This window comes from Methylosinus sp. RM1, assembly GCF_011378635.1.
Taxonomy (GTDB): domain Bacteria; phylum Pseudomonadota; class Alphaproteobacteria; order Rhizobiales; family Beijerinckiaceae; genus Methylosinus; species Methylosinus sporium.
On sequence record NZ_WOVC01000020.1, the window covers coordinates 16,024 to 39,509 of the forward strand.

The 23,486-nt window shown below is 66.4% G+C and carries 21 protein-coding genes; 8 read left to right on the forward strand and 13 right to left on the reverse strand.

Annotated elements, in window-relative coordinates; translation table 11 throughout:
• Nucleotides 1-25: 25 nt before the first annotated feature.
• From FMZ75_RS14015 to FMZ75_RS14025, 3 genes are all read right to left on the reverse strand, one after another.
• Nucleotides 26-472, reverse strand: coding sequence for an ArsC/Spx/MgsR family protein (locus FMZ75_RS14015; protein ID WP_166143634.1), 447 nt, complete (start codon nucleotides 470-472; stop codon nucleotides 26-28).
• Nucleotides 473-686: 214 nt separating this feature from the next.
• Complete coding sequence (locus tag FMZ75_RS14020) at nucleotides 687-1,463, reverse strand: M48 family metallopeptidase (protein ID WP_166143636.1); 777 nt, start codon at nucleotides 1,461-1,463, stop codon at nucleotides 687-689.
• Between the two features lie 112 nt (nucleotides 1,464-1,575).
• Nucleotides 1,576-2,208 carry an SCO family protein gene (locus tag FMZ75_RS14025; protein WP_166143638.1) on the reverse strand — a complete coding sequence of 211 codons (633 nt, stop codon included), beginning with the start codon at nucleotides 2,206-2,208 and terminating at the stop codon, nucleotides 1,576-1,578.
• Nucleotides 2,209-2,563: 355 nt separating this feature from the next.
• On the opposite strand from FMZ75_RS14025, the gene FMZ75_RS14030 reads away from it, so the two are divergent.
• On the forward strand, nucleotides 2,564-4,123 hold the full coding sequence (locus FMZ75_RS14030) for a helicase HerA-like domain-containing protein (protein WP_207783440.1): 1,560 nt from the start codon (nucleotides 2,564-2,566) through the stop codon (nucleotides 4,121-4,123).
• A gap of 12 nt (nucleotides 4,124-4,135) precedes the next feature.
• Here FMZ75_RS14030 and FMZ75_RS14035 read toward each other — a convergent pair whose 3' ends face one another.
• Genes FMZ75_RS14035 through FMZ75_RS14045 form a run of 3 tightly spaced genes read right to left on the reverse strand, consistent with a single transcriptional unit; the run spans nucleotide 4,136 to nucleotide 5,696 of the window.
• On the reverse strand, nucleotides 4,136-4,633 hold the full coding sequence (locus tag FMZ75_RS14035; RefSeq protein WP_142861442.1) for a hypothetical protein: 498 nt from the start codon (nucleotides 4,631-4,633) through the stop codon (nucleotides 4,136-4,138).
• Between the two features lie 22 nt (nucleotides 4,634-4,655).
• On the reverse strand, nucleotides 4,656-5,114 hold the full coding sequence (locus tag FMZ75_RS14040) for a hypothetical protein (RefSeq protein ID WP_108916588.1): 459 nt from the start codon (nucleotides 5,112-5,114) through the stop codon (nucleotides 4,656-4,658).
• Nucleotides 5,115-5,123: 9 nt separating this feature from the next.
• Complete coding sequence (locus tag FMZ75_RS14045) at nucleotides 5,124-5,696, reverse strand: HNH endonuclease (RefSeq protein ID WP_174800236.1); 573 nt, start codon at nucleotides 5,694-5,696, stop codon at nucleotides 5,124-5,126.
• A 327-nt stretch (nucleotides 5,697-6,023) separates the two neighbouring features.
• Between FMZ75_RS14045 and FMZ75_RS14050 the strand changes: the two genes are divergently transcribed.
• Entirely contained in the window at nucleotides 6,024-7,523 is a 1,500-nt protein-coding gene (locus FMZ75_RS14050; protein ID WP_142861441.1) for an exopolysaccharide biosynthesis polyprenyl glycosylphosphotransferase, read from the forward strand.
• Between the two features lie 4 nt (nucleotides 7,524-7,527).
• On the opposite strand, the gene FMZ75_RS22170 is transcribed toward FMZ75_RS14050, so the two are convergent.
• The 4 genes from FMZ75_RS22170 to FMZ75_RS14070 form a co-directional block, all read right to left on the reverse strand.
• On the reverse strand, nucleotides 7,528-11,289 hold the full coding sequence (locus FMZ75_RS22170) for an AAA family ATPase (protein WP_166143640.1): 3,762 nt from the start codon (nucleotides 11,287-11,289) through the stop codon (nucleotides 7,528-7,530).
• Nucleotides 11,289-12,512: an exonuclease SbcCD subunit D C-terminal domain-containing protein gene (locus tag FMZ75_RS14060; protein ID WP_166143709.1), complete on the reverse strand. Its 1,224-nt coding sequence runs from the start codon at nucleotides 12,510-12,512 to the stop codon at nucleotides 11,289-11,291. The genes FMZ75_RS22170 and FMZ75_RS14060 overlap by 1 nt, the downstream gene beginning before the upstream one ends.
• 63 nt (nucleotides 12,513-12,575) lie before the next feature.
• Nucleotides 12,576-13,022, reverse strand: coding sequence for a cupin domain-containing protein (locus tag FMZ75_RS14065; RefSeq protein ID WP_166143642.1), 447 nt, complete (start codon nucleotides 13,020-13,022; stop codon nucleotides 12,576-12,578).
• A 12-nt stretch (nucleotides 13,023-13,034) separates the two neighbouring features.
• Nucleotides 13,035-14,747 carry an OFA family MFS transporter gene (locus FMZ75_RS14070; protein WP_166143644.1) on the reverse strand — a complete coding sequence of 571 codons (1,713 nt, stop codon included), beginning with the start codon at nucleotides 14,745-14,747 and terminating at the stop codon, nucleotides 13,035-13,037.
• A gap of 39 nt (nucleotides 14,748-14,786) precedes the next feature.
• Between FMZ75_RS14070 and FMZ75_RS14075 the strand changes: the two genes are divergently transcribed.
• The 6 genes from FMZ75_RS14075 (at nucleotide 14,787) to FMZ75_RS14100 (ending at nucleotide 20,709) form a co-directional block, all read left to right on the forward strand.
• Nucleotides 14,787-15,056 carry a hypothetical protein gene (locus FMZ75_RS14075; RefSeq protein ID WP_142861436.1) on the forward strand — a complete coding sequence of 90 codons (270 nt, stop codon included), beginning with the start codon at nucleotides 14,787-14,789 and terminating at the stop codon, nucleotides 15,054-15,056.
• Nucleotides 15,057-15,125: 69 nt separating this feature from the next.
• Nucleotides 15,126-16,124, forward strand: coding sequence for an LLM class flavin-dependent oxidoreductase (locus FMZ75_RS14080; RefSeq protein ID WP_166143646.1), 999 nt, complete (start codon nucleotides 15,126-15,128; stop codon nucleotides 16,122-16,124).
• A gap of 130 nt (nucleotides 16,125-16,254) precedes the next feature.
• Nucleotides 16,255-17,112 carry a hypothetical protein gene (locus tag FMZ75_RS14085; RefSeq protein WP_166143648.1) on the forward strand — a complete coding sequence of 286 codons (858 nt, stop codon included), beginning with the start codon at nucleotides 16,255-16,257 and terminating at the stop codon, nucleotides 17,110-17,112.
• 139 nt (nucleotides 17,113-17,251) lie between these two features.
• Nucleotides 17,252-17,956: a transcriptional repressor LexA gene (gene lexA, locus FMZ75_RS14090; protein ID WP_024878951.1), complete on the forward strand. Its 705-nt coding sequence runs from the start codon at nucleotides 17,252-17,254 to the stop codon at nucleotides 17,954-17,956.
• Nucleotides 17,957-18,154: 198 nt separating this feature from the next.
• Nucleotides 18,155-20,062 carry an AsmA family protein gene (locus tag FMZ75_RS14095; protein WP_166143650.1) on the forward strand — a complete coding sequence of 636 codons (1,908 nt, stop codon included), beginning with the start codon at nucleotides 18,155-18,157 and terminating at the stop codon, nucleotides 20,060-20,062.
• Between the two features lie 92 nt (nucleotides 20,063-20,154).
• Nucleotides 20,155-20,709 (forward strand): PH domain-containing protein, encoded by a 555-nt coding sequence (locus FMZ75_RS14100; protein WP_166143652.1) that lies wholly within the window; start codon nucleotides 20,155-20,157, stop codon nucleotides 20,707-20,709.
• Nucleotides 20,710-20,718: 9 nt separating this feature from the next.
• On the opposite strand, the gene FMZ75_RS14105 is transcribed toward FMZ75_RS14100, so the two are convergent.
• Genes FMZ75_RS14105 through FMZ75_RS14115 form a run of 3 tightly spaced genes read right to left on the reverse strand, consistent with a single transcriptional unit; the run spans nucleotide 20,719 to nucleotide 23,482 of the window.
• Complete coding sequence (locus FMZ75_RS14105) at nucleotides 20,719-21,513, reverse strand: ABC transporter permease subunit (protein WP_166143654.1); 795 nt, start codon at nucleotides 21,511-21,513, stop codon at nucleotides 20,719-20,721.
• Entirely contained in the window at nucleotides 21,510-22,427 is a 918-nt protein-coding gene (locus FMZ75_RS14110) for an ABC transporter permease subunit (protein ID WP_166143656.1), read from the reverse strand. The genes FMZ75_RS14105 and FMZ75_RS14110 overlap by 4 nt, the downstream gene beginning before the upstream one ends.
• The gene (locus FMZ75_RS14115) at nucleotides 22,424-23,482 is read right to left on the reverse strand and encodes an ABC transporter ATP-binding protein (protein ID WP_166143658.1); all 1,059 of its coding nucleotides are present in this window, start codon (nucleotides 23,480-23,482) and stop codon (nucleotides 22,424-22,426) included. Before FMZ75_RS14115 ends, FMZ75_RS14110 begins: the two co-directional genes overlap by 4 nt.
• Nucleotides 23,483-23,486: the final 4 nt, after the last annotated feature.

The following is a 23,486-nucleotide window of genomic DNA, read 5'->3' on the forward strand; positions in this document are numbered from 1 at the left end:
CCCGCTCGCTCTCGCCGCCGCCGAGTCAATCGGCGGTGGGCGTCGCTTTGGTCTCGCTCTCGGCGCGTCGCGCCGCCGTTTCCGACCGCACGCAGGCGTCGCTCACCCGCTTCTCGGTCGGCTGCAGGCCGATCCAGGCGCCGATCCGCTCGGGATCGAAACCGGCCTCGCAGCGGCCGCCGACCTTCATGAGAGGTCTGCGGATCAATATCGGGTCGATGATCATCATGACCAGCGCCGCCTGCGGCGTGATCCTGTCGATGTCGATCTCGCCGGATTTGACCTTGGGCGCGGCGAGATTGAACCATTCGCGCACCGGCGTCTCGCCGAAATAGGGCCGCAGGCTGGAGACGCTCCAGGGTTCCGCGAGCAGATTTCGCACCTGCAGCGCATGGCCGGAGGCGAGCAGCAGCGCCTTTTGGCGCGCATTCCCGGAGCAGCCGGGTTTCTCGTAGAAGATCACATCGGCCATACGCCACCTCGATGAGCGACTACCGAAGAAGAAAGCTCGTCTCTTTTATAGCGCATTTTTGTGCGTCGCGGAATGGCGTGATTCGGCGGCGCCGAATTTTTAACCGTTCAGAAACCAAGCGGTCGTGACGGGCCGATGACGGCCGCCGTTCCGGGCCTTTCCGGCGCAGATGAAATCATGTCTCGACGAGGGAGAGCGGAGGGACGGCGCGGCGCTATTCGCTCGCGCCGAATTTGTGCAGATGCGCGCCATGCGTGGAGAGCCAGCCCTCGGCGCGATCCGTCTCCGCGCAGAGGCGCCGCGTCAGCGCCCAGAAGCGATCCGAATGATCGAGATATTCGAGATGGGCGACCTCATGCGCGGCGAGATAGTCGAGCACGAAAGCGGGCGCCATGATCAGCCGCCAGGAGAAGTTCAGCGAGCCCGTCGCCGAGCAGGAGCCCCAGCGGCTCACCGTGTCGCGCAGGCCGACACTGCGCGCGGGCAGGCCGAGCGCGCGCGTATGGCGCTCGACCGCGTCTTCCAGATCGCGGCGCGCTTCGCGTTTCAGAAAATCGGTGACGCGGCGATGAATATGCTCCTGCGCTCCGGCGACGCAGAGCTCGGATCCCGCTATGTCGCTCGACGCTTCCGCGAAACGCGTCTGGATCCATACGGTTCCGCGTGCGCCGGGGCGATGCGCGATCGAATGGTCGACGCCGCGCAGAGGCACGATCGCGCCGTCGCGGAAGGGAATCGTCTCCGGCAGCCGACGAAGCCGCGCGGAAATCCAGGCGGCGTGACGTTCGGTGAATTCGCGCGCCTCGCGCAAGGAGGCGCGCGCCGGCATTGTGAGCACCGCGTCACGCGCGGCGAAGCGAACGCGCAGCGTGAAACGCCGCGCGCTGCTCAGGCGCCGCAGCGAGACGGTGAGCGTCTCGCCGGCGTGAGTGACTGTTATGGCGGTGGAGCCCGCGGTTTTGGCGAATCCGTCGCGTCGCAAACGAAGCATGGCGCGATGCTAACGCAAAGCCATGCCGAGTCGCGACAGGGAAGTGTCCGACTTACGCAAAAAAATGTCGACTGTGTCGTCTCTGCGTCGTCGCGTCTGCGCGGCGCGCGCGTCACAAATAGCGTTCGAGATCGCGCGCGGCGTCGGCGGGCTTGCGTCCGACATTGAAGGAGCTGACGAAGCGGCCGTTCTTGTCCATCAGATAGACGACGGTCGTGTGATCGACCGCATAGTCCTCGCCGCTCTCGGCCGCCTTCTTGGCGTAGATGCGATATTCTTTCAGCATCGGATCGAGCTGCGCGCGCTCGCCGGAGACGCCGACGATGCGCGGATCGAAATTGGAGAGATATTCCTTGAGCACGGGGGGCGTGTCGCGCTCGGGATCGACGGTCACGAATAATGCGCCGACATTGGCCTTCGGCCCCAGCGCGCGCAGGATCTCGGAAATCTCGAACAGAGTCGTATGACAAATGTCCGGGCAATGGGTGTAGCCGAAGAAGACCAGGAAGGGCCGGCCGAGAAAATCCTTCTCGGTGACCGTCTGGCCATTATGGGCGACGAGCTGGAATGGACCGCCGATGGCGGAGGCGGGCGGCGGCTTCATGCTGGTGAATACCACCAATGCGGCGAAGGCCGCGAGAAAGACTCCGCCGATCGCGAAGAGAGGCAGTTTGGGAATATTGCCGCCGTCGGCGCGGCCCTTTCGACTCCGGGCGGAACTCTTGGAGGCGTAACTTTTGGACATGCGTTTGCTTCCCGAAAATTTGGCGTCGTTTCTCGTTTATCGCCGTGACCCGACGGCTCGCGGCCTTGTCGCGATCGCCTGTCGTGAGACCTCTTTCGCGCTCGGCGGGCTTTGCGAGACGTGCGCCCTTCGGCGCGGCGCTCCTGCGTGCGATATGGTTCGACGCTCCTCTCTCGCCGCAGAACTTAGCCTGCGGAAGGGCGTTCGCCAAGCGTCGCCGGGGAGCGTCGCCGGGGAGCGAAGCCAACGCTGCGGCGCCGCGTTGCAGCACGCCGCAGGAAAACGCCCGCTCGGGCGACGGCTCGATATATAATGCCGGTTCGGCGATTCTCCCAATGAGTGCAGGCGCGAGAACATGAGCGACGACCCGAACGCCAGCCCCGGAAAAATTCTCGTCGGCGCGAATGCCGATGGCGTTTACAATTACCTCACTCTTTCCGTCGGCAATCGCCACGGCCTCATCGCCGGCGCGACCGGAGGCGGCAAGACGGTGACGCTGCAGAAATTGGCCGAGGGCTTCTCCAATGCGGGATGCCCGGTGTTTCTCGCCGATGTGAAAGGCGATCTCGCCGGCCTGTCGCAGACGGGCGAGATGCGCCAGGCTTTCGTCGATCGTTCGCTCGAGATCGGCCTCGCCTATGCGGTGGACCGCTTTCCCGTCGTCTTCTGGGACGTGTTCGGCGAGCAAGGACACCCGGTGCGCGCCACCATTTCCGAAATGGGGCCGCTGCTGCTCGCGCGCCTGCTCGAGCTCAACGATGTTCAAGAGGGCGTTCTCAATGTGACGTTCCGCGTCGCCGACGAGCAGGGCCTCTTGCTGCTGGACCTCAAGGATCTGCGCGCCGCTCTGACTTATGTCGCCGACAATGCGGGCCGTTTGAAGACCAAATACGGCAATGTCGCGCCGGCGACCGTGGGCGCCATCCAGCGCCAGCTGCTGGTGCTGGAAGCGCAAGGGGCGGAGAAGTTCTTCGGCGAGCCGGCGCTCGACATCGCCGATTTCCTGCGCGTCGATCGCGACGGCCGCGGCGTCATCAATATATTGGCGGCCGACAAGCTCATGCGCTCGCCGCGGCTCTACGCCACTTTCCTGCTGTGGCTCTTGTCGGAGCTGTTCGAGCAGCTGCCCGAGGTCGGCGATCTCGACAAGCCGAAGCTCGTCTTCTTTTTCGACGAGGCGCATCTCCTCTTCGACGATGCGCCCAAGGCGCTGCTGACGGCGATCGAGCAAGTGGTGCGGCTCATCCGATCCAAGGGCGTCGGCGTCTATTTCGTCACGCAAAACCCGCTCGACGTGCCGGACAGCGTGCTCGGCCAGCTCGGCAATCGCGTGCTGCACGCGCTGCGCGCCTTCACGCCGCGCGACCAGAAGGCGGTGCGCGCGGCGGCGGAAACATTCCGGCAAAATCCGGCTTTCGACACGGCGGAGGCGATCATGCAGCTCTCCGTCGGCGAGGGGCTCGTCTCCATGCTCGACGCCAAGGGCAAGCCGGAGATCGTCGATCGCGTGCTCGTCGCGCCGCCGGCCGCGCGCGTCGGGCCGATCACCCCCGAGGAGCGCGCCAATGTGCTGGCGGCGAGTCCGCTGCGCGGCAAATACGACACGCCCATCGATCGCGAATCGGCCTTCGAAGTGTTGCAGAAGCGCGCCGAGGGCCATTTGAGCTCGGCCGGCGCCGGCCCGGCGCGGCCCGGCGAGCAGACGACGCAGGCGAACGCCGGCGGCGGCGTTCTCGGCAAGATCGGCGGCATGGTCGGCGGCGTCGTCGGCGGATTGTTCAAGCGCGAGAATCCCAAGCGCATGTCGACGGGCGAGCTCGCCATGCGCTCGGCGGTGCAATCGGCGGCGCGCTCCATCGGCACGCAGATCGCGAAGGAAGTGCTGCGCGGCGTGCTCGGCGGCATATCGCGCTGATCGCGGCTCTCTCTATTTCTTCGAGCAGGCATCAACGAAGGCCGCGGCGTCGTCCTTGCCGGCCGTGGTCCCATATTGCCGCGTCGTCTTGCCGAGACGATAGCGCAGCTGGCCGCTGCGACCGAAGGAGCGCATGAATTCGGAGCCGGCGTCGACGGTGAAGAGCATGGTCCAGCCATACATATTATTGCTCTCGATCTTGAATTCTAGGTTGTCGAGATCGGGAAGCATTCGGAACTCGGGGGCGCCGTCTCTTTTGATGAGGTCGCCGATCTCGCCGAGATCACCTTTGTCGAGGATGATGGTCGTCTCGACTTCGCCCGAGTGAGCGCGGCATTTGAACGAGAAGCGCCCGACCATATCGGTGCCTTCGGTCGAGGCGCGCACCAGTTGCGCAATCTCTGCATCGCCGTCGAAGCGCCAGCGGTCGTTCTCGACCGTCTGCGCCCGCGCTGCGGCGACCAAAACGGCGAATGCGGGCGGCAAAAACATAATCGGAGGCAATTTCATCGAAAATCCCGCGTCGCTATCGTCAGCCGCGCGCTTCCCGCCCGCGCATGGCGATCAGCCAATAGATCGTGCCGGTCAACGCGCCTGTGAGGAAGAACAGCAGCGCGAAGCGTCCCTCGGCCGCGCTCGCCTCTGCGACGCGAGAGCCCCCGCGCGCGGCGCGGAGAATTGTCGGCGCGGCAGCGGCGAGCAGCGCCGTCGCGCCCGCATACCATGTATAGGCGCGCGCGCCGGCGACCTCGCCGACGAGCGCGACAATGGCGAGCGGCGCCACGCAGCCGGCGATCCCCATCGCCCACAGCACATAGCCGAAGGCTGCGGCGACGTCGTCCGGCTCGGCCCAGAACAGCGCCGCAATGGCCAGGGACGAGCCGGCCTCGCGCGTCGTGGGATCGCTCAGCGCGGCGATGGGCAGGAAGATCATGCCGGCCCCGGCCGCCAGGACGAAGGCGAAAGAGATGACGAGAAGGCGGCGCAGCATAAGGGGATATCAGGGCTCCAGCACCGAATCCCAATAGAGATAGTCGAGCCAGCTGTCATGGAGATAATTGGGCGGGAACAGCCGCCCATTGCGATGCAGATCGGCGACGCTCGGCTGAAACGGCGGCTGCGCCGGAACCATATGCGCCTCATGCGGCAGCCGGTCGGCCTTGCGCAGATTGCAGGCCGAGCAGGCGGCGACGACATTCTCCCAAGTGGTGGCGCCGCCCTTGGAGCGGGGGATCACGTGATCGAAGGTGAGGTCGTCCCGCTGTCCGCAATATTGGCACGTGAAGCGGTCGCGAAGAAAGACGTTGAAGCGGGTGAAGGCGGGATGGCGGGCGGGCTTCACATAGGCTTTGAGAGAAACGACCGAGGGCAATCTGATTTCGAAACTCGGACTTTTGACCGTCTTGTCATATTCCGAGACGATATTGACCCGGTCGAGGAAGACCGCCTTTATCGCGTCTTGCCATCCCCATAGGGACAGAGGGTAGTAGCTCAGCGGCCGATAGTCGGCGTTGAGAACCAGCGCAGGGCAGGCCTGCGGCGAAACATTGGACTGGCGAAAGTGAACGGTCACCTCGGCCCTCTTTCCGCGAATCGATCGGACGCCCTCCAGCCCCCGAGCCGCGGCCATAGTCTATAGGCAGGATGACGCCATTGTGAAGGCTTCTCTCGGCGCCGCGGCGCCGCAGACGCGCGGACCCGCCGCCGCTATTGGTTAATACTATATAAATCAACAGCTTGATGGAATGGCGAGGCTCGGCCGCCGCCCTCTTCTCCCGATTTTGCCGCGATTTCGCCGCCCTGCGGGCAGGCCGTTTGCAGCCAAACTCCCGAAAGCCGGCCAAAACGGGGGAATTGCTCCATTACGGCACGGCGGCAGTATCGGGTTGGAGACGAGGCCGTGTCGAGTATCGCCGATCTTCCCTTTTCGTCGCTCCGTAAAGGCGACGCTCGCGCCAAAGCAGGAGCCGACAGCGCCGCATTGCGCAGCGGCTGGTCGCGCGCCATGCCGAGCCCCAATGCGGCGCTGATGCGCGCCTCCTTCTCGGTGATCGCTGCGCTGGTCGATATGGCGGTCATTCTCGCCACGGCCATCGCCTGCGAGACGCTGTATCACTATTTCGCCTATGGCTATGACGGCTCGACGCTGCCCAATCTGCGGCTGTGCATGTTCGCGGCGATCCTCTTCGTGCTCTCGAATGTGATGCGGCACGAATATGCGATCAAGAATTATCTGACGCTGGAGGGCCATGGCTGGCGCGGCGCGGTTCTGTGGAGCGTCGCCTTCGTCTGCGCCTTGACCTTCGGCTTTCTGGCCAAGGCGACCGAAGAATCCTCGCGCGGCGCCTTCGTGCTCTTCTATGCGACGGGCTTTCTCTCCGTCTATGCGGCGCGCGCGGCGCTGGTCGGCGTGGTTCGGCGCAGCGCCGAGCGCGGCGGCGCCTCGGCGCGCCGCGTGTTTCTCGTCGGCTTCGAGAGCGATATCGACGAATTCACGCGCCGCTATCAGCCCTGGGAGAGCGGCATGAATATCGTCGCCGCCGTGGCGCTGCGCGATCGCGCCGACGCCATGCAGGACGATCTCGCTCTGGCGCAGGCTTCGGCGCGAATGCTGCTGCCCGACGATGTGTTCATCCTCGCGCCCTGGAGCCGCACCGACGTCATCGACGATTGCGTCGCCGCTTTTCTGCGCGTTCCCGCCTCCATTCATCTCGGGCCGGAGCGCGTGCTCGACCGTTTCGCCGATGCGCATATCAACAAGATCGGCTCGATCGCCAGCCTCAATCTGAGCGGCCGCCGGCACGAATCGCTCGAGATCATCGCCAAGCGTCTCTTCGATATCGTCTTGGCGGCGGCGGGCCTCATCGCGCTGTCGCCGCTGCTGCTCGCCGTCGCGGCGGCGATCAAGCTCGACAGCAAAGGCCCGGCGCTGTTTTTCCAGCGTCGCCACGGCTTCAACCGCGAGCCCTTCCGCATCGCCAAATTCCGTTCCATGACGACGATGGAGGACGGCCGCGAGATCACTCAGGCGACGGCCGGCGACAAGCGCGTGACGCGCGTCGGCCGCTTCATCCGCCGCTACAATATCGACGAGTTGCCGCAGCTCTTCAATGTGCTGCGCGGCGACATGTCGCTGGTCGGCCCGCGTCCGCACGCTCTGGCGCACGACCAGCTCTTCGAGCGCAAGATCGCCCTCTATGCGCGCCGCCACAATGTGAAGCCCGGCATCACCGGCTGGGCGCAGGTCAATGGGCTGCGCGGCGAGATCGACTCGCCGGAGAAGATCCGCCTGCGCGTCGAGCATGATCTCTATTACATCGACCATTGGTCGCTGCCGCTCGACGTGTGGATCATCTTCATGACGATCTTCTCGCGCAAGGCCTATCGCAACGCGCTGTGAGGCCTCACACCAGCAGGCCGGCGCGCGCCTCTATGCGCACCGCGCTGCGGCCGCCGCCGCGCTTCTCCACCCTGATCTGCACGGGGATGCGCTGGCGCAGCGACTCCACATGGCTGATGACGCCGACCTTGCGGCCCTGTCCATGCAGCCGCTCCAGCGCATCCATGGCGACGTCGAGCGTTCCTTGATCCAGCGTGCCGAAGCCCTCGTCGATGAACAGAGTGTCGACGAAGGAGCCGCGGCCCTCGAGGCTGCATAGGCCGAGCGCCAGCGCGAGCGAGGCGAGAAAGCGCTCGCCGCCGGAGAGCGAGCGCGTCGAGCGCCGCTCGTCGCAAAGATCGCGATCGACGATCTGCAGGCCGAGATCGGCGGTGTCGCTGGCCGAGCGCTCCAGCCGATAGCGCGTCGTCAGCGTCGCCAGATTGCGATTGGCGAGGGCGACGAGATGCTCCAGCGTCACGCTCTGCGCGAAGCGGCGGAATTTGTCGCCGTTCGCCGAGCCGATGGCGGCGTCGACCTCCGCCCAGCTCTTATGCGTCGCCTCGGCGGCGGCGATCTCGCCGGCCAGCGTCTGCGCGCGACCATGCGCGAGATCATCGGCTGCGAGCCTTTCGCCGATCTCGCCGAGTCGCCGCGCCAGCGCTTCCAATTTCGCTTCCGCTTCGGCGCGGCGCGCGTCCACAATCGCGACATCCTGCTCCGGCCGTCCTGCGCCGAGCGCATCGGCGAGGTCTCTCTCGCGCGCATTCCTTTCTGTTCGCGCGGCGGCGAGCGCGGCGTCCGCCGCTTCCAGCCGCGCGCGCAATTGCGTGCGCTCCTGCGGCGAGACGGCGAGCAGGGCGAGCGCCGCAGGCTCGTCCATTCCCACGGCGACGATAGCCGCGGAAAATTCCTGCGTCGCCGCATCGCTTCGCGTCTGCGCGTCGGCGCGCGCGTCGCTCGCATGGATGAAATCGCGTTCGGCGGCGGCGCGGCGCGCCTCGGCTTCGGCGCTGCTTCGCGTCGCGGCGTCGAGCGCCTGCTGCGCGAGGAGACGCGCCTCGTTGCAGCGCGTGTGATGGATCGCAGTCGCTTCGCCGCCCAGCAATTCGCAGCGCTGCGCGCGCAGTCCCGCGAGGGCGCCGGCGCGATCCTCCTTCTGCCGCTTCGCGATCGCCGCCGCCTCGGCGCGCGCGCGCGTTTCGACGCGCAGCGCGATCAGCGTCTGCGTCATCTCCTCGAGATCGCGCTTCATGCGCGCGGCGCTCTCCTGCGCGTCGCGAAAATCCTCGCCCTTCGTCTTCAGCCGGCGCGTCGCGCCCGCGAGATCGCGCTCGAGATCGGCGGCGACGAGACCGCAGAGCGGCAGAAACAGCGCGAGCGCGCGATCCGCGGCGTTCCGGCTCTCCGTCGCGGCCGCGCGCGCTTCGCCGAGGCGCGCCGCTTCTTCGCGCGCCGAGGCGATGCGCGCGAGACGATCGTCGCGCCTCTGTCGGCGTTCCTCCATCGCTTCGGCGAGGCGATCATATGTCTTGCGCAGCGTGTCCATATCGGCGCGCAGCGCCCGCGCGCGCGCGATCCGTTCGTCGAGCGCGGCGCTCTCGCGCTCGATCGCTTCGGCGGCGACGGCGAGCGCGGCCATATCGTCGATCGCCGCCGGCGCCGCTGGCGCGTCATCGCGCCAGAACGCGCGCGCCGCGTCGAAATCTTTCGCGGCCTCTTCTATCTCGGCCTGCGCTTCGCCGAGGCGGCGCGTCGCGTCGTCGGCGCGGTCCTGCGCCGCGGCGCGGCGCCCGCTCGCAGAGGCCATCGCGCGCTCGGCTTCCGCCATTTCACGGCGTAGCGCGTCGCGCCGTGCGCGCAGCTCGGCGATCAGCGCATTCGCCGCCGCGCTCGAATGCGCATGGGGATGCTCGCTGGCGCCGCAGACAGGGCAGGGCGCGCCGTCGACGAGGCTGGCGCGCAGCGCCAGCGCCTGTTTGGAGACGGCGGCGTCGGCGATTTCTCCGAGCCGCTCCACCTCGCCGCGTCGCGCCTCGCACATCTCGAGCGCGGCGCGCGCCGCGCCGAGCGCGCGCGTCTCGCTCTCCTGCGCGGCGTTCGCCGTCTCGAGATCGAGCGTCGCGCGGCGCGAGGTCTCGCGCGCCTTCGCATGACGGCGCATCTGCGTCTCGATCTGCGCGGCGAGGCGCGCGAGCGCGTCGAGCGCGCGGCGGCGGCCGCTCGCCTCTTCCTCTTTCGACTGCGTCAGCGCGTCGCCCCGCGCTTCGATCTGCTTTGCGAGAGTCGCGCGCCGCTCCTTCGCCGCGCCGTCATCGGCGTCGAGCGCGGCGAGCTCGCGAGCGGCGGCGTCGATCTCGGCGCCGAGCTCCTGCATGCGCGCAGCGTCGCGGGCGAGCGACTTCGTCGCCTCGCTGCGGCGGCCGAGCCATTCGGCGATCTCGTTCCAGCGCGTGAGCAGCGGTTCGGCGCCGGCCAGACGCTCCAGCGCGGCGCGCGCAGTTTCGGCTTGCGACTCGGCGGCGCCGATGCGCTCGATCAGCGCCGCTTCCTCGCTCGTCTTCTGCTGCGCGATCAGCGCCGCGTCGCCTGCGATTTTCGTGGCTTTCGCCGCCTCCTGCTCGGCCGCGAGGATATCGGCGTCGAGCCCTTCGGCCTGCGACCACAAAGGCCCGAATGCTTTGAATTCGGCCTCCGCCGCATCGAGACGAACGCGCTTTTGCGCTTCTGCGGCGCGCGCGTCTTCGAGCGCGGCCTGCGCTTTCTCCAATGTGCCGCGCGCGGCCATCTCATTCGTTGTCGCGCGCGCGAGATTTTGCGCCGCCGCCTCGCGCGCAGCGAGCGGCGCGCGCAGCGGCTCGGCGAGATCGAGGGTCTTTGCCCGCTCGCGCGTTTCCGCCAGTGTTTCCTGCGCGGCGAGCGCCGATCGCTCGCGGCTTTCCGCCTCGGCGAGGCGCGTCTCCATTTGCGTGATCGCCGCATGGCGCAGCAGCAGAGCGGCGGCTTCGTCGCGTTCCCGCGCGGCCTCGGCGCGGGCGGCGGCGGAGGTTTCGCGCTCACTCTCCAGCGCCGCGCGCGCTTCCGCCGGCAGCAGGCCGATCTCGTCGCGGCGGCGGCGCAGATGGTCCAGCGCCTCCAGCGCGGCTTTCGTTCGCAGATAGACGCGCTTGGAAATCTCCGCATAGACCGAGGCGCCGGTGATCTTCTCGAGCAGATCGGCGCGCTCTTTCGAATCGGCGCGCAGGAAAGCGTCGAAATCGCCTTGCGCCAGCAGCACGGTGCGGCGGAATTGCTCGAAGGTGAGATCGGTGAGCTCGACGATTTTGGCGCGCACCGGCTCGACGCCCGAGGCGACAGCCGCGACCACCGCGCCTTCCGCATCCAGACGATGCAGCGCGCGGCTGCGCTGCTGAAGATTGCCGGTCGCGCGGCCGCGAGCGCGCGCAATGTCGCAGCGGGCGCGATAGCGCTCGCCGTCGCGGCCGAGAAAATCCACCTCGGCGAAGCCGCGTCCCGCGCCGCGGCGCAAAATGGAGCGCGGATCGGCGGCGCTCACCGTCTGGCCGCTCGGGTCGGGAACGCTCTCATTGACGCCCTGTGCGGCGACGCGCGGAAAAGCGTCATAGAGCGCGAGGCAGAGCGCGTCGAGAATCGTCGATTTTCCGGCGCCCGTCTCGCCCGTGATGGCGAAGAGGCCGGCGCCGCGCAGAGGCTCCTTCTCGAAATCGATCTCGAAACGCTCGGCGAGGCTCGCGAGATTTTCGCCCCTTATCGTGAGAATGCGCACTATTCCTCCATTGCGGCGGAATGGAACAGAGAGAGATGCTCCGCCGTCGGCTCGGCTTTATGGGTGAGCGCGAAGGCCTCGCGGAACAGCTCGACCGGCTGCCGCTCCGAGAGGCGCAGCGTGGCGGGCGCCGGCGCCTCTGTTTCCGCGCGCTGCGGCCGCTCCACGGTGAGTGAGGCGAGGCGGATCGGGAATTTCTCCGCTATGGCGTCGATCTCGGCGTCCAAGCCGACGATCGGGCCGTCGGCGGCGATGGTCAGATGAACAAAAGGTTTCTCATCCGCAGGCGTCGCCGGATCGAGGGCGAGCGCCGCGAAAGCGGCTTCGACATCTTGCCGCGCCATTCCGCCGCGCGGCGGAATGCGCAGGCAGGCTGTCGGACGCGGCAGCGGGACATGCTCGATCGTCGTCTCGGCCTCTCGAATCGTGACGATCGACACGCCGTGACGATAGTCGATCTCGGTCTTGGAGAGCGGAAACAGCGAGCCGGAATAGCGGATGTTCTCGCGCCCGATCGCCTGCGGCCGATGCAAATGGCCGAGCGCGACATAGGCCACATCCGGCGGAAACATGTCCGGCGGCACGGCGTGCTCGCCGCCGACGAGAATGCGGCGCTCGGCGCCTTCCGATTCGAGGCCGCCGGCGACATGCAAATGGCCGGTGACGATGAGCGGCGCCGCGCCGATGCGCGCCCGCGCCGCGGCGATCAGCTCGCCATAGAGCGCGCGCACGGAGCGCACGACCGGCGAGCCCTCGTTCTCGCCTTCCAGAACCGGCAGATCGGCGGCGCGCGGATAGGGTACGGCGAGGAGATGCGCCTCGACCGCGCCGCCGGCGCCGCGCAGTGGCGCCAGATGCACGTCGGCGTCGATCTCGCCATTCTTGCGCGCGATCACGCCGACGCCGGCGACATTGACGAGATCGAACAGAGCGCGCGGCGCTTCTATGCGGCCGGCAGGATCGTGATTGCCGGCGAGAAGGACGACGGTCGCGGCGGGCAGGGCGGCGCGCAGGTCCTTCAGCGTGTCGTAGAGGAGCTTCTGCGCCTCGGCGGAAGGGTTGAGGCTGTCGAAAATATCGCCGGCGACGATCACCGCATCGACGCGGCGCTCGGCGGCGATGGCGACCAGTGCGCGCAGGACCTTGCGATGCTCCGCCTCGCGCGGCCAGCCTTGCAGCTGCGCGCCGAGATGCCAATCGGCCGTATGGAGGAGGGTGAGCAGCGTCCTGTCCTTCGCGTCTTCGTGGCTCGATCTACCATGAAGACGCGCAAGACAAGAAGGCGATCAGCGCTGCGGAGCCGGCTTTGGCCACAGGCTGGCGCCGGAAGGGCCGACGCCGGTCTCGAGCAGCAGGACCTCGCCGTCCTTCGCCCAGCCGAAATGAACCGTCTCCGCCGGCACGACGATGGAATCACCAGGGCCGAGGAGGCGCAGCGATTTCTCGTCGAATTCACCGCCGACGCCGGCGTGGAAGCGCCCGGAGATCACCGTCACCAGGCGCGCGTCGGGATGCGTATGCGGCGGCGATTTCGCGCCGGCCGCATATTTCACCGAGAGCGCGTAGAGCGCGCCCGGCTGCGTCGCCGTTCCGCTCACCGGCGCGGCGGTGACGCCCGAAAAGATCGGCACGGGCGCATATTTCAATTCGCTCTGCAGCACGGCCGGCGGCGGGCCGTCGGCCAGCGCCGCGCCGGCGCAGAGCGCCAGCGAGGCGACGAGGAGAATGCGCACATGAGGCCCCCGTCAGTGGAAGAGAACGAAGGTCTTCTGCAGCGTGATCGACACGCCCCAGGCGAGCGGAATGCCGACCGCGGCCCAGGCGGCGAAGAGCAGAATGCGCGAGCCGCCATTCTGCGCGGCGGCGGCGCGGCGCGCCTCGGCGGCGGCGGCTTCGGCCGCCTGTCCCTCCTCGACATAATCCTCGAAATCGGCGTGCGGCTCTCTTTCTTCCTGCGCCACGGCGGCGACGCTGGTCTTCTTCTCCGCGGCGACCTCCTCGTCGGTCATGAACAGCTTCTCGGCGACCGGCCGCACGGCGAGATCGCAGATAAGGCCGAGAATGAGCAGGCCGGCGAGAATATACATGGTCTGATTATAGACCGCGTCGCGCGCGACGCCGTGGTCGAGCTGATAGTCGCGCAGATAATTGACCAGCACCGGACCGAGCACGCCCGCCGTCGACCAGGCGGTGAGCAGACGGCCGTGAATCGCGCCCACATAATGCGTGCCGAAAATATCGGCGAGATAGGCCGGAATGGTCGCGAAGCCGCCGCCATACATGGACAGGATCACGCAGAAGAACAGCACGAAGAGCACGATATTGCCCTGCTGCGCGGCGAAGGGCGCGGCCGAATAGAGAATAATGCCGAGGATGAAGAAGATCGCATAGGTCGTCTTGCGGCCGAGCTTGTCGGACCATGTCGCCCAGGCGAGGCGGCCGCCGATGTTGCAGAGGCTGAGCAGGCCGGTGAAGCCGGCGGCGATGGCGGCGATCTTCGCCTTTTGCGCCGCGTCGAGCTCGGAAAAGCCGATGTCGAGGCCGATGAGCTTGCCGCCGAACACTTCCTGCAGCATGGGAGAGGCCATGCCGAGCACGCCGATGCCGGCGCTGACATTGAGCATCAGCACCGCCCACAGCAGCCAGAATTGTGGAGTCTTCCAGGCGACGTTCAGATGGACGTGGCGGCTCGTCACCATCTTGTTGGCGGCCGTCGTGGGCGCCCAGCCCTCCGGTTTCCAGCCCTCGCGCGGCACGCGATAGCCGAGCGAGCCGCCCACCATGAAGACGAAATAGATCGCCGCCATGGTGACGAAGGTCTGCCACACGCCGACCGAGCCGGGCGTCGCGTAAAAGGACATCAGCCTGTCGGCGAGCGGCGCGCCGATCATCGCGCCGCCGCCGAAGCCCATGATCGCCATGCCGGTCGCCATGCCGCGCCGGTCCGGGAACCATTTGATGAGCGTCGAGACCGGCGAAATATAGCCGAGCCCGAGGCCGATGCCGCCGATGACGCCGGAGCCGAGCCACAGCATCCAGATTTGATGCAGATAGACGCCGGCAGCCGAGATCAGCAGGCCGCCGCACCAGCACACCGACGCGGCGAGGCCCGCCTTGCGCGGGCCGGCGGTCTCCAGCCAATGGCCGAACACCGCCGCCGAGGAGCCGAGAAAGACGAAGAACAAAGTGAAGGTCCAGCCGAGCATGCTGATCTTCCAATCGCAGCTCGTGGCGAAGACGGTGGCGAAAAAGCCCATATCCGCGGGGCAGGCCTTGGGCTCGGCGCCGCCGACGACGCGCGACAGCGGCAGCCAGAACACGCTGAATCCATAGGCCATGCCGATGCACAAATGCACGGCGAGAGCCGCCGGCGGCACCAGCCAGCGATTGAAGCCGGGCGCTGCGACGGAGCGCTCCCGGCTGAAAAATTGCCGGGACGGCATTGCGGCTACCGACATCAAATCCTCCAAAAGTCGAGCCGCGCTTCGCGTGGCGTCGTGAGCGTTCCCCCGAACGCCGCTTCCGCAGCGTCCGCTATTCCTAGAGACAATGCCGAGGGCTGCGACTTTTTCAACTCTTTCTATCGGAAAATCGCCACAGCGCCGATCGTCGATCAATGTGCTTTTCTCGTCGCTTTATTTGATTTCTCTATTATGACGCCCATCCGCCGGATTAGACGAGAGCTTTCTATCGGCCGACCGAAATTCGCGCGCGACGCCAATGTTTTTGCGCTTGCGGGCGGGCTTTTGCGTCCATATTCTGTATGACAATATGTAACTGCCGTATATAGCCAAGGCGCGCATGGGAGCGGCGGCGCGCATCTCGAGGCCCTCGCCATGCGGTTCGGCGTCTTCTCCACTTACGAAAACCCGCAGCAGGATTTCGCGCGCTGCTTCGAGACGCAGACGCGGCTGGTGCGCCACGCCGAGGCGCTCGGCTTCGAGGAGGCCTGGGTCGCCGAGCATCATTTCGAGCCGGACGCCGCCTGTCCCTCCATTCTCACGCTTCTCTCCTATCTCGCCGGCGTCACGAGCACGATTCGGCTCGGCTCGGCGGCGGTGCTGCTCGCCTTCCGCAATCCCATTCAAGTGGCGGAGGATGTCGCCACCATCGATCTTCTCTCCAAGGGCAGGTTCGATTTCGGCGTGGCGCGCGGCGGACCTTTCGAATTGCAGAACCGCCATTTCGGCGCCGGCAAGGATTCGACGCGGGAGATGACTCTGGAGGCGCTCGGCCTCGTCAATCGCCTGCTCTATGAGGACAGGGTGACTTTCACCGGCGCGCATTACGAGGCCAATGGCCTCAGCCTCACGCCGCGCCCGCTGCAAAAGCCCATTCCCACCTATCTCGCCACCACCACGCCGGGAGCGATTCGCTACGCCGCGCGCAATGGCCATGGCGTGATGGCCGGCCCGCCTTTCCCCATAGAGCAGATAAAGGAGACCTTGCGCATCTATCGCGAGGCCGCAGGCGCGGAGGGCGATCCGCGCTTCACCATGGCGCGCTTCTATTACGCCGCGCCGCGCCGCGAGCAGGCGCTGGCCGAGGCCATTCCCTTCCTCTCCCGCTTCGCCGAGCGGATGCGCGGCAATTTCGCCCGCCAGGACGGCGCGGCGCCGGCCTCGCTGACCGAGGAGGGGTTGCTGCAACGCTCGCTGATCGGCGATTTCGACGAAGTGGCGGAGAAGATCGCCGCCTATCGCGAGGAGACCGACGCGCGGGCGATATTGCTGAAGCCGATCTCGCGGGATCCGGAGAAGAACTTGCGCTCGCTAGAGGATTTCGCGCGGCATGTGCGGCCGATGCTGGGCGTGGAGGCGGCGGCGGCGCAGTGAGGGGAGCAGATGAAAGATGGGCGGGAAGCCCATCCAGCCCACTGTGCCTGCGGCTCGCAAATATTAGAATAATATATTATGTCGATCATGGCGAACGATTCGGCGTTCGCAAAGAATTGGGCTGACCAGATTGTCCACCGATACATCGTCGCGCCGTAATTGCGCTTCGGCTACCATAAAGGGCTGGTTTGATGACAGCCGGCGCGACGATGTATGGGCAATTGGTGGCTATGCCGGCGCAGATCATAGATGGGAATATTTTGACCACCATTGGCCGATCGCGCTTGCCAAGCATGGTGTTCCCTATCTGCATATGAAGGAAGCGAATGAGGCAAAAGGGGTCTACGCGAAGTGGTGGCCCTCCAAAGAACACCAAGCAGAGTGGAGCGCCTTTCTCAATGAACTCGCAGAAATAATTTATGAAAGCCGGCTCCAGTTCTTCGCCTCAATCGTTCGTCTTGAGGATTTGGAGAGGTTTAACCGTGAGCATGGCGTCGGACTGAAGCCGTACGCATTGGCAGCGTATGGCTGTATGGTGGTTGTAGCAAGAGAGTATGGAGAACTAAGCTCTGAGCTTGTCTTTGATCATCTAGAAAAAGTTGACTCTAAACTTAGCGAGGCAAAGAGATACGCAGATCTTGATTCGTATAATCGTGGTGATTTTGATCGAATGTCGATCACAGCCTTAGCGAAGACCAGAACCTTTCGAGACCTGCCGGCGATGCAGGCTGCGGACTTTGCGGTCTGGGAACTCCGAAAACATCACGAGAAGAATGGTGAATGGTTCGATTTACCTGATAGGCCGTTGAATGAGGATGAGCGTTGGGAGCACTTTCAACGTTGGTCAATTGCTAAGTTTCAGACTTTAATTCCGCCTCCGCGTAAATCGCTATCCGCATTGGTCGAGGGGAATCAAATATTTCCACTCATTTGGGATTATGACCGTCTTTGCGAAGCACATCGATTGAGAAACGGGCTGTGGTGCTAATTGGTGTTGAATGATGACGCCCTTGCGGAACGCACCGAGAACGCCTATCCTCCCGTTCATGATTTGTTTATGAACCCGCGCCATCATGGCCGGGTTCGGACGTGGCGCGCCGCGGGCGGGGCGGCGCCAGGGGGCTCTCATGCTGACCAAGAAACAGAGCGATTTGCTGCGCTTCATCCATGAGCGCCTGAAGGAGACCGGCGTGCCGCCCTCCTTCGACGAGATGAAGGACGCGCTCGATCTGCGCTCCAAATCCGGCATTCACAGGCTCATTCTCGCGCTCGAGGAGCGCGGCTTCATTCGCCGTCTGCCCAATCGCGCCCGCGCGCTCGAGGTGCTGCGCCTGCCCGAATCGGCGACGCCCCGCGTCGCCGCGCGCGGCGGCAAATTCTCGCCCTCGGTCATAGAGGGCGCGCTCGGCCGCGTGCGGCCCGTCCCGGCCGGCGAGCCGGAGTCCGATCAGCAGGTGGCGATCCCGGTCATGGGCCGCATCGCCGCCGGCACGCCCATCTCCGCGCTGCAGAATCGCAGCCACACCATCAGCCTGCCGCCGGACATGCTCGGCGGCGGCGAGCATTTCGCGCTCGAGGTGCGCGGCGATTCGATGATCGAGGCCGGCATTCTCGACGGCGACGTCGTCGTGGTGAGAAAGCAGGACAGCGCCGACACCGGCGATATCGTCGTCGCCCTCATCGACGACGAGGAGGCGACTTTGAAACGCCTGCGCAAGCGCGGCGCGTCAATAGCGCTAGAGGCCGCCAATCCGGCCTATGAGACGCGCATTTTCGGGCCGGATCGCGTCCGCATCCAGGGCCGTCTGGTCAGCCTTCTGCGCAAATACTGAGGGCCTCGCGCCGCCACGATCTCGCCGCCCTTTGCCGCCATGGTCCGGCCTCGCGCGCTATTGGCGCGCGGGCCTGTCGGCGCGGCCGCCCTTTCGAAAGAAGCGCGCTCCGTCGCGCGCGGCCGTGCGGCCCGGCCCGCCTCTTTCTGCCCCGCCTCTTTCTGCATGGACGATGGAATGTCGCACTCGACCGGCCCAATGCGCGAAATCGAAGGATCGAAACCCTCGAGCCTCGGTCGCCGCCTGCCTTTCGCGCGTCTTTCCCGGCGCTGGCTGATCGTGATGGGCGCCGTCGTGGCGGTGGCGCTCGGCGCGGCCCTCGCGCCCTGGACCTTCTCCACCAGCGCTCTGCTCGAGGAGATTTCCGGCCAGCTCAATTCCTCCTCTGGTCTCTTCATCGCCGCCAAGGGGCGCTCGACCTTCTCGGTGCTGCCCCGTCCGCACATCACCATAGACAGCATCGCCTTCGCCGACCCGACCGCGGCGCTCACCATCGAGGCGGAGCGATTGCACGGCAATGTGCTGCTGCTGCCGCTGCTCGCCGGCCGTCTCGAGATCGCCGACATAGAGCTCGTTCGCCCCGCCATCGAGATCGATCTCGACCGCAAGCCGATGAGCGCGGCGGGCGCCGCCGTGCGCGCGGCGGCGGCGCGGCCCTCGACTGCCGCGGCGGAAAAGGCCGATCGCGCCCGGCTCGGCGGCGTCGCCATCGTTTCCGGCGTGGCCCATGTCAAATATGCCGGCGGCGAAGAGACACTGCGCGACATAGAGGCCAGTCTCGACTGGCGCACGGTCGGCTCGCCCGCGACGCTCGACATCGCCTTCTCCTGGCGCGGCGAGCGACCGCGCGGCACGCTGTGGGTGCTCAAGCCCGGCGCCCTTCTGCGTGGCGAGCAGACGGCGGTCACCGTGCGGCTCGATTCCGACAGCTTGCGGGCGGAGGCGGAGGGCTTCGGCCAGCTCGGCCCCAAGCCCCGCTATATGGGGCGGCTCACCGCCTCCTCGCCCTCGCTGCGCCATGCGCTCGCCCTCGCCAATGTGAGCGCGCCGCTGCCCGGGCCTTTCGAGAATGTCCAGCTTTCCGCCAAAGCCAGCGTCGGCCTGCGCGATTTCCAGCTCACCGATCTGAAGCTCTCGGCCGACGACAATGAATTCGAGGGCTCCTTCGGTCTGCGCCACGAGGGCGACAAGCCGATCGTCCATGCGACGCTCGCCAGCAATTACGTGTCGCTGAAGCCGATGGTCGCCGATCTGCCGCCGCTCTCCGGCGCCGACGGCCAGTGGAGCCGCGACGCTTTCGTTTTGCCGGATATTCAGAACGCCGATGTCGATCTGCGCCTTTCGGCGACGCGCGCCCGCGTTCTGCGGCTCAATCTCGAGGACGCCGCTCTGTCCTTGCTGCTGCGCGGCGGCCGGCTCGAGCTCGCCCTCGCCGAGGCGGCGGCTTATAAGGGAACCGTGAAGGGCCGCGCCATTTTCGCCGCCAATGCGGCGGGCGCGCTGGAATTCCACGCCAATGCGCAGCTGACCGGCGTCGACGCCGGCGCGCTCGCCTGGGACGCCGCCGCGCGGCCCGATCTCGGCGGCGCGCTGGACGCCAATTTCACGCTCGACGCCACTGGCGACAGCGTCTCGCAGCTCATGCGCGATCTCGACGGCCGCGCCACCCTCACGCTGAGTGAGGGCGAGGTCGACGGCATAGACCTGGAGCGCGCGCTCCGCCGCATCGACAAACGGCCCTTGTCGAGCGCGATGGACATTCGCTCCGGTCACTCGCTGGTGGATCGCGCCAGCGCGACCATCAAAATCGTCAAGGGAACCGCGAATATAGAGGATGGCCAAGCGCATGGGCCGGGCTTCGCGCTGGCCTTCGCCGGCCAGGCGCGCATCCCGGAGCGCAGCCTCGCGATGAAGGCGCAGGCCAATGAGGCCGACGCCGCTGGCAAGCCGCGCGAGAAGGGCGTGCAGATCGGCTTCGATCTCTCCGGCGCCTGGGACGATCCCGTCTTCGCGCCGGACGCCGCCGCGCTGATCAAGCGCTCCGGCGCCGCCGCGCCGCTGCTGCCGCGCGTGGAGCCGGAGGCGGGCGCGGCGAAGGAGCGGTGAGAGGACGTCTCGAACCAGTCGTCGACGGTGACGGCAACCGAGCGCTTCTGCTATAAAACGCGGCGTCCATCCTCGGTTTCGAAGTGGCGCACATGACTGACGAATTTTTCTCAAATCGCCTGCTCGACGGGGAGCGTGTTCTCTGGTCGGGCCAGCCGGCTTGCGGCCTGTCGCTGCGTAATCGCGACGTTTTTCTGATCCCCTTCAGCCTGCTCTGGTGTGGCTTCGCAGTGTTCTGGACGATTTCCGCCGGCCGGATGAACGCGCCCTGGTTCTTCATTACCGTGGGCGGTTTCTTTGTCTGCATGGGGCTCTATTTCGTCTTCGGTAGATTCCTGTTCGACGCTTGGCTCAGGAGCGATATGCGCTATGCCGTCACGAATTTGCGCATTTTGATCATGCGACCGGAGCCTTTCGGACGATTCACGGCGCTCGCGCTCGACCGGCTGCCGGCGGTCGATTTGAACGAGCGCGTCGACGGAAGCGGCTCCATCCGTTTCGGCGTCCCGGCGCCCGTGTGGGGAAACCGAGGCTGGACGGATTTGACGCCCGCGCTCGATCCCACGCCGCAATTTCTGATGATCGACGATGCGCGGCGTGTGTTCGATCTCATTCAAGAAAATGCGAGGAAAAGCGCGACGGCATGAAGGGCGGCCTCACCCCGCCCCGCCGCCCTTGGCGCGCCCGCGCGTGAGCAGCGCCGAGAGACCGAGCGCGACGGCCACGAAGCCGAGCAGCAGCGTCGAGATGGCGTTGACCTCCGGTGACACGCCGAGCCGCACTTGCGAGTAGATGCGCATCGGCAAGGTGGTGGCGCCGGGGCCGGTGGTGAAGCTCGCGATCACGAGATCGTCGAGCGAGATGATGAAGGCGAGGAGATAGGCGCTGACGACGGAGGGCGCGATCAGCGGCAAAGTGACGAGCGCGAAGGCGCGCACCGGCGTCGCGCCGAGATCCATCGCCGCCTCCTCGAGCGTGCGGTCGCAGCCTTTCAGCGCGGCGTGGATCATCACAGTGGCGAAGCACATTGTGAAGGAGGCGTGCGCCAGCACCAGGGTGAGAAAGCCCCGCTCGACGTCGAAGGCGACGAAGACCAGCAGCAGCCCGAGGCCGAGCACCACTTCCGGCATCACCAGCGGCGCATAGATGGAGCCCGCGAAGAGCGTGCGCGAGCGGAAGCCGCCGAAACGCGCCAGCGCCAGCGCCGCCAGCAATCCGTTGATCGTCGCGATCAGCGCGGACAGCGCCGCGGCGGAGAGGCTGATCTGCGCGGCGCGCAACATTTGCTCGTCATGGAGGAGGGCGGCGTACCATTTGGTGGAGAAGCCGCCCCACACTGTCACCAGCCGCGAGGCGTTGAAGCTCATCGTCGCCAATATGGCGATCGGCCCATAGAGAAAGCCGAAGCCGAGCAAAAGCGCGGCGAGGCGCAGAAGACGCGCGCCGCTCATCGCTCGCCCTCGCGCAATTGCGCGCGCTCATAGAGAAGAATGGGGACGAGCAGCAGCGCTAGCAGCGCCACCGCCGCGGCGGAGGCCGCCGGCCAATCGCGATTGGCGAAGAAATCATTCCAGAGCGTGCGGCCGATCATCAGAGTGTCGGAGCCGCCGAGCAGATCGGGAATGACGAATTCGCCGACCGAGGGAATGAATACGAGCAGTGCGCCGGCGATGATTCCGCGTCGCGACAGTGGCAAAGTGACATGCAGAAAGACTTGGAAAGGCGTCGCGCCGAGATCGGCGGCGGCCTCGCGTAGCGACGCGTCTTGTCTCTCGATCGCCGCATAGAGCGGCAGCAGCATGAAGGGCAGATAGGAATAGACGATGCCGACGACCACCGCGCCGCTGGTCGCGAACATGGGCAGCGGCGCGTCGATGAGGCAGAGCGCCATCAATGCATGATTGATGATCCCTTCGTCCTTCAGCAGCGTGATCCAGGCATAGACGCGGATCAGAAAGCTCGTCCAAAAGGGCGCAACGGCGAAGCCGATCAGCACGGGGCGCAAGCGGCGCGGCGCGCGCGCTATGGCGAGCGCGAAAGGATAGGCGATGAGAAGGCAGATCAGCGTCGCGACGCCGGCGATGGTCAGCGAGGAGAGATAGGAGTCGAGATAGAGCGAATCCTCGGCGAGGCCGCGATAGGCGTCGAGGCCGAGCTGCGAGAGCTTCTCGAAAAAGCCGGCGAGGCCGGCGCCCTCGAAGACGGGCTCATAGGGCGGGCGCGTCTGCGCCGGATGCGACAGCGAAATTTTGACGATCAGCGCGAAGGGCGCGAGGAAGAACAGCGTGATCCAGGCGTAAGGCGCGGCGATGACCAGCATCTCGCCGCGCGTGAGCCTGCGTCTTTTGCCGCCCTCCGGCATCATTCGCTCGCGAAAATGCGCCCGGCTTCGGGCGCGATGGAGATGCGCGCCGCATCGCCGACGCAAAAAGGCGCGCCGCTGTTGGCGCCGCGCGAGACGCGCAAGGCCTCGCCGCCCGGCAGGCGCAGGCGGAAATGCGTCGTCTCGCCGCGAAAGGCGACGTCTTCCACCACGCCGTCCAAGCCTGCGTTTTCATCGGTCGCCGGCGCGATGGCGATCCGCTCCGGCCGCACGGCGAGCACGGCTTTCGCGCCTTGCGAGAGACCGCCGCCTTCCACCGGCAGACGGCCGAAGGGGCCGACGAAGGCGCCGTTCTCGATGTGGCCCTCGAGGAAATTCATCTGGCCGATGAAGCCGGCGACGAAGCGCGTCGCGGGGCGCTCATAGACCTCTGTCGGCGCGCCGATCTGCTCTATGCGGCCGGCGCGCATCACGGCGATGCGATCGGCCATCACCAGCGCCTCGTCTTGATCGTGCGTGACGACGACGAAGCTCGTCTTCAGCCGGCGTTGGATTTCCTTGATCTGAAATTGCGTCTCCTCGCGCAATTGGCGATCGAGCGCGCCCAAGGGCTCGTCGAGCAGCAGCAGTCGCGGGCCGGGCGCGAGGGCTCTCGCGAGCGCCACGCGTTGGCGCTGGCCGCCGGAGAGAAGGTCGGGCCGGCGCGTCTCGACGCCCTCGAGCCGCACGATCTGCAGCAGCTCGGCGACGCGGGCGGCGATCTCCGCTCTGCCCTTGCCCTGCCGGCGCAGGCCGAAGGCGATGTTCTCGAACACCGAGAGATGCGGAAACAGCGCGTAGGATTGGAACATGAGATTGACCGGCCGCCGATGCGGCGGCGCGCCGCTCATATCGGCGCCGCCGATCTCGATGCGGCCGGCGTCCAAGGTCTCGAAGCCGGCGACGAGGCGCATCAGCGTGGTCTTGCCGCAGCCAGAGGGGCCGAGCAGCGCGAAAAACTCGCCGGCGCCCACCTCGAGCGACACGTCCTCGAGCGCCGCGAACGCGCCGAAGCGCTTGGACGCGCCTTTGATCGAGAGTAGCGGCGCGTCGGTCATTTCG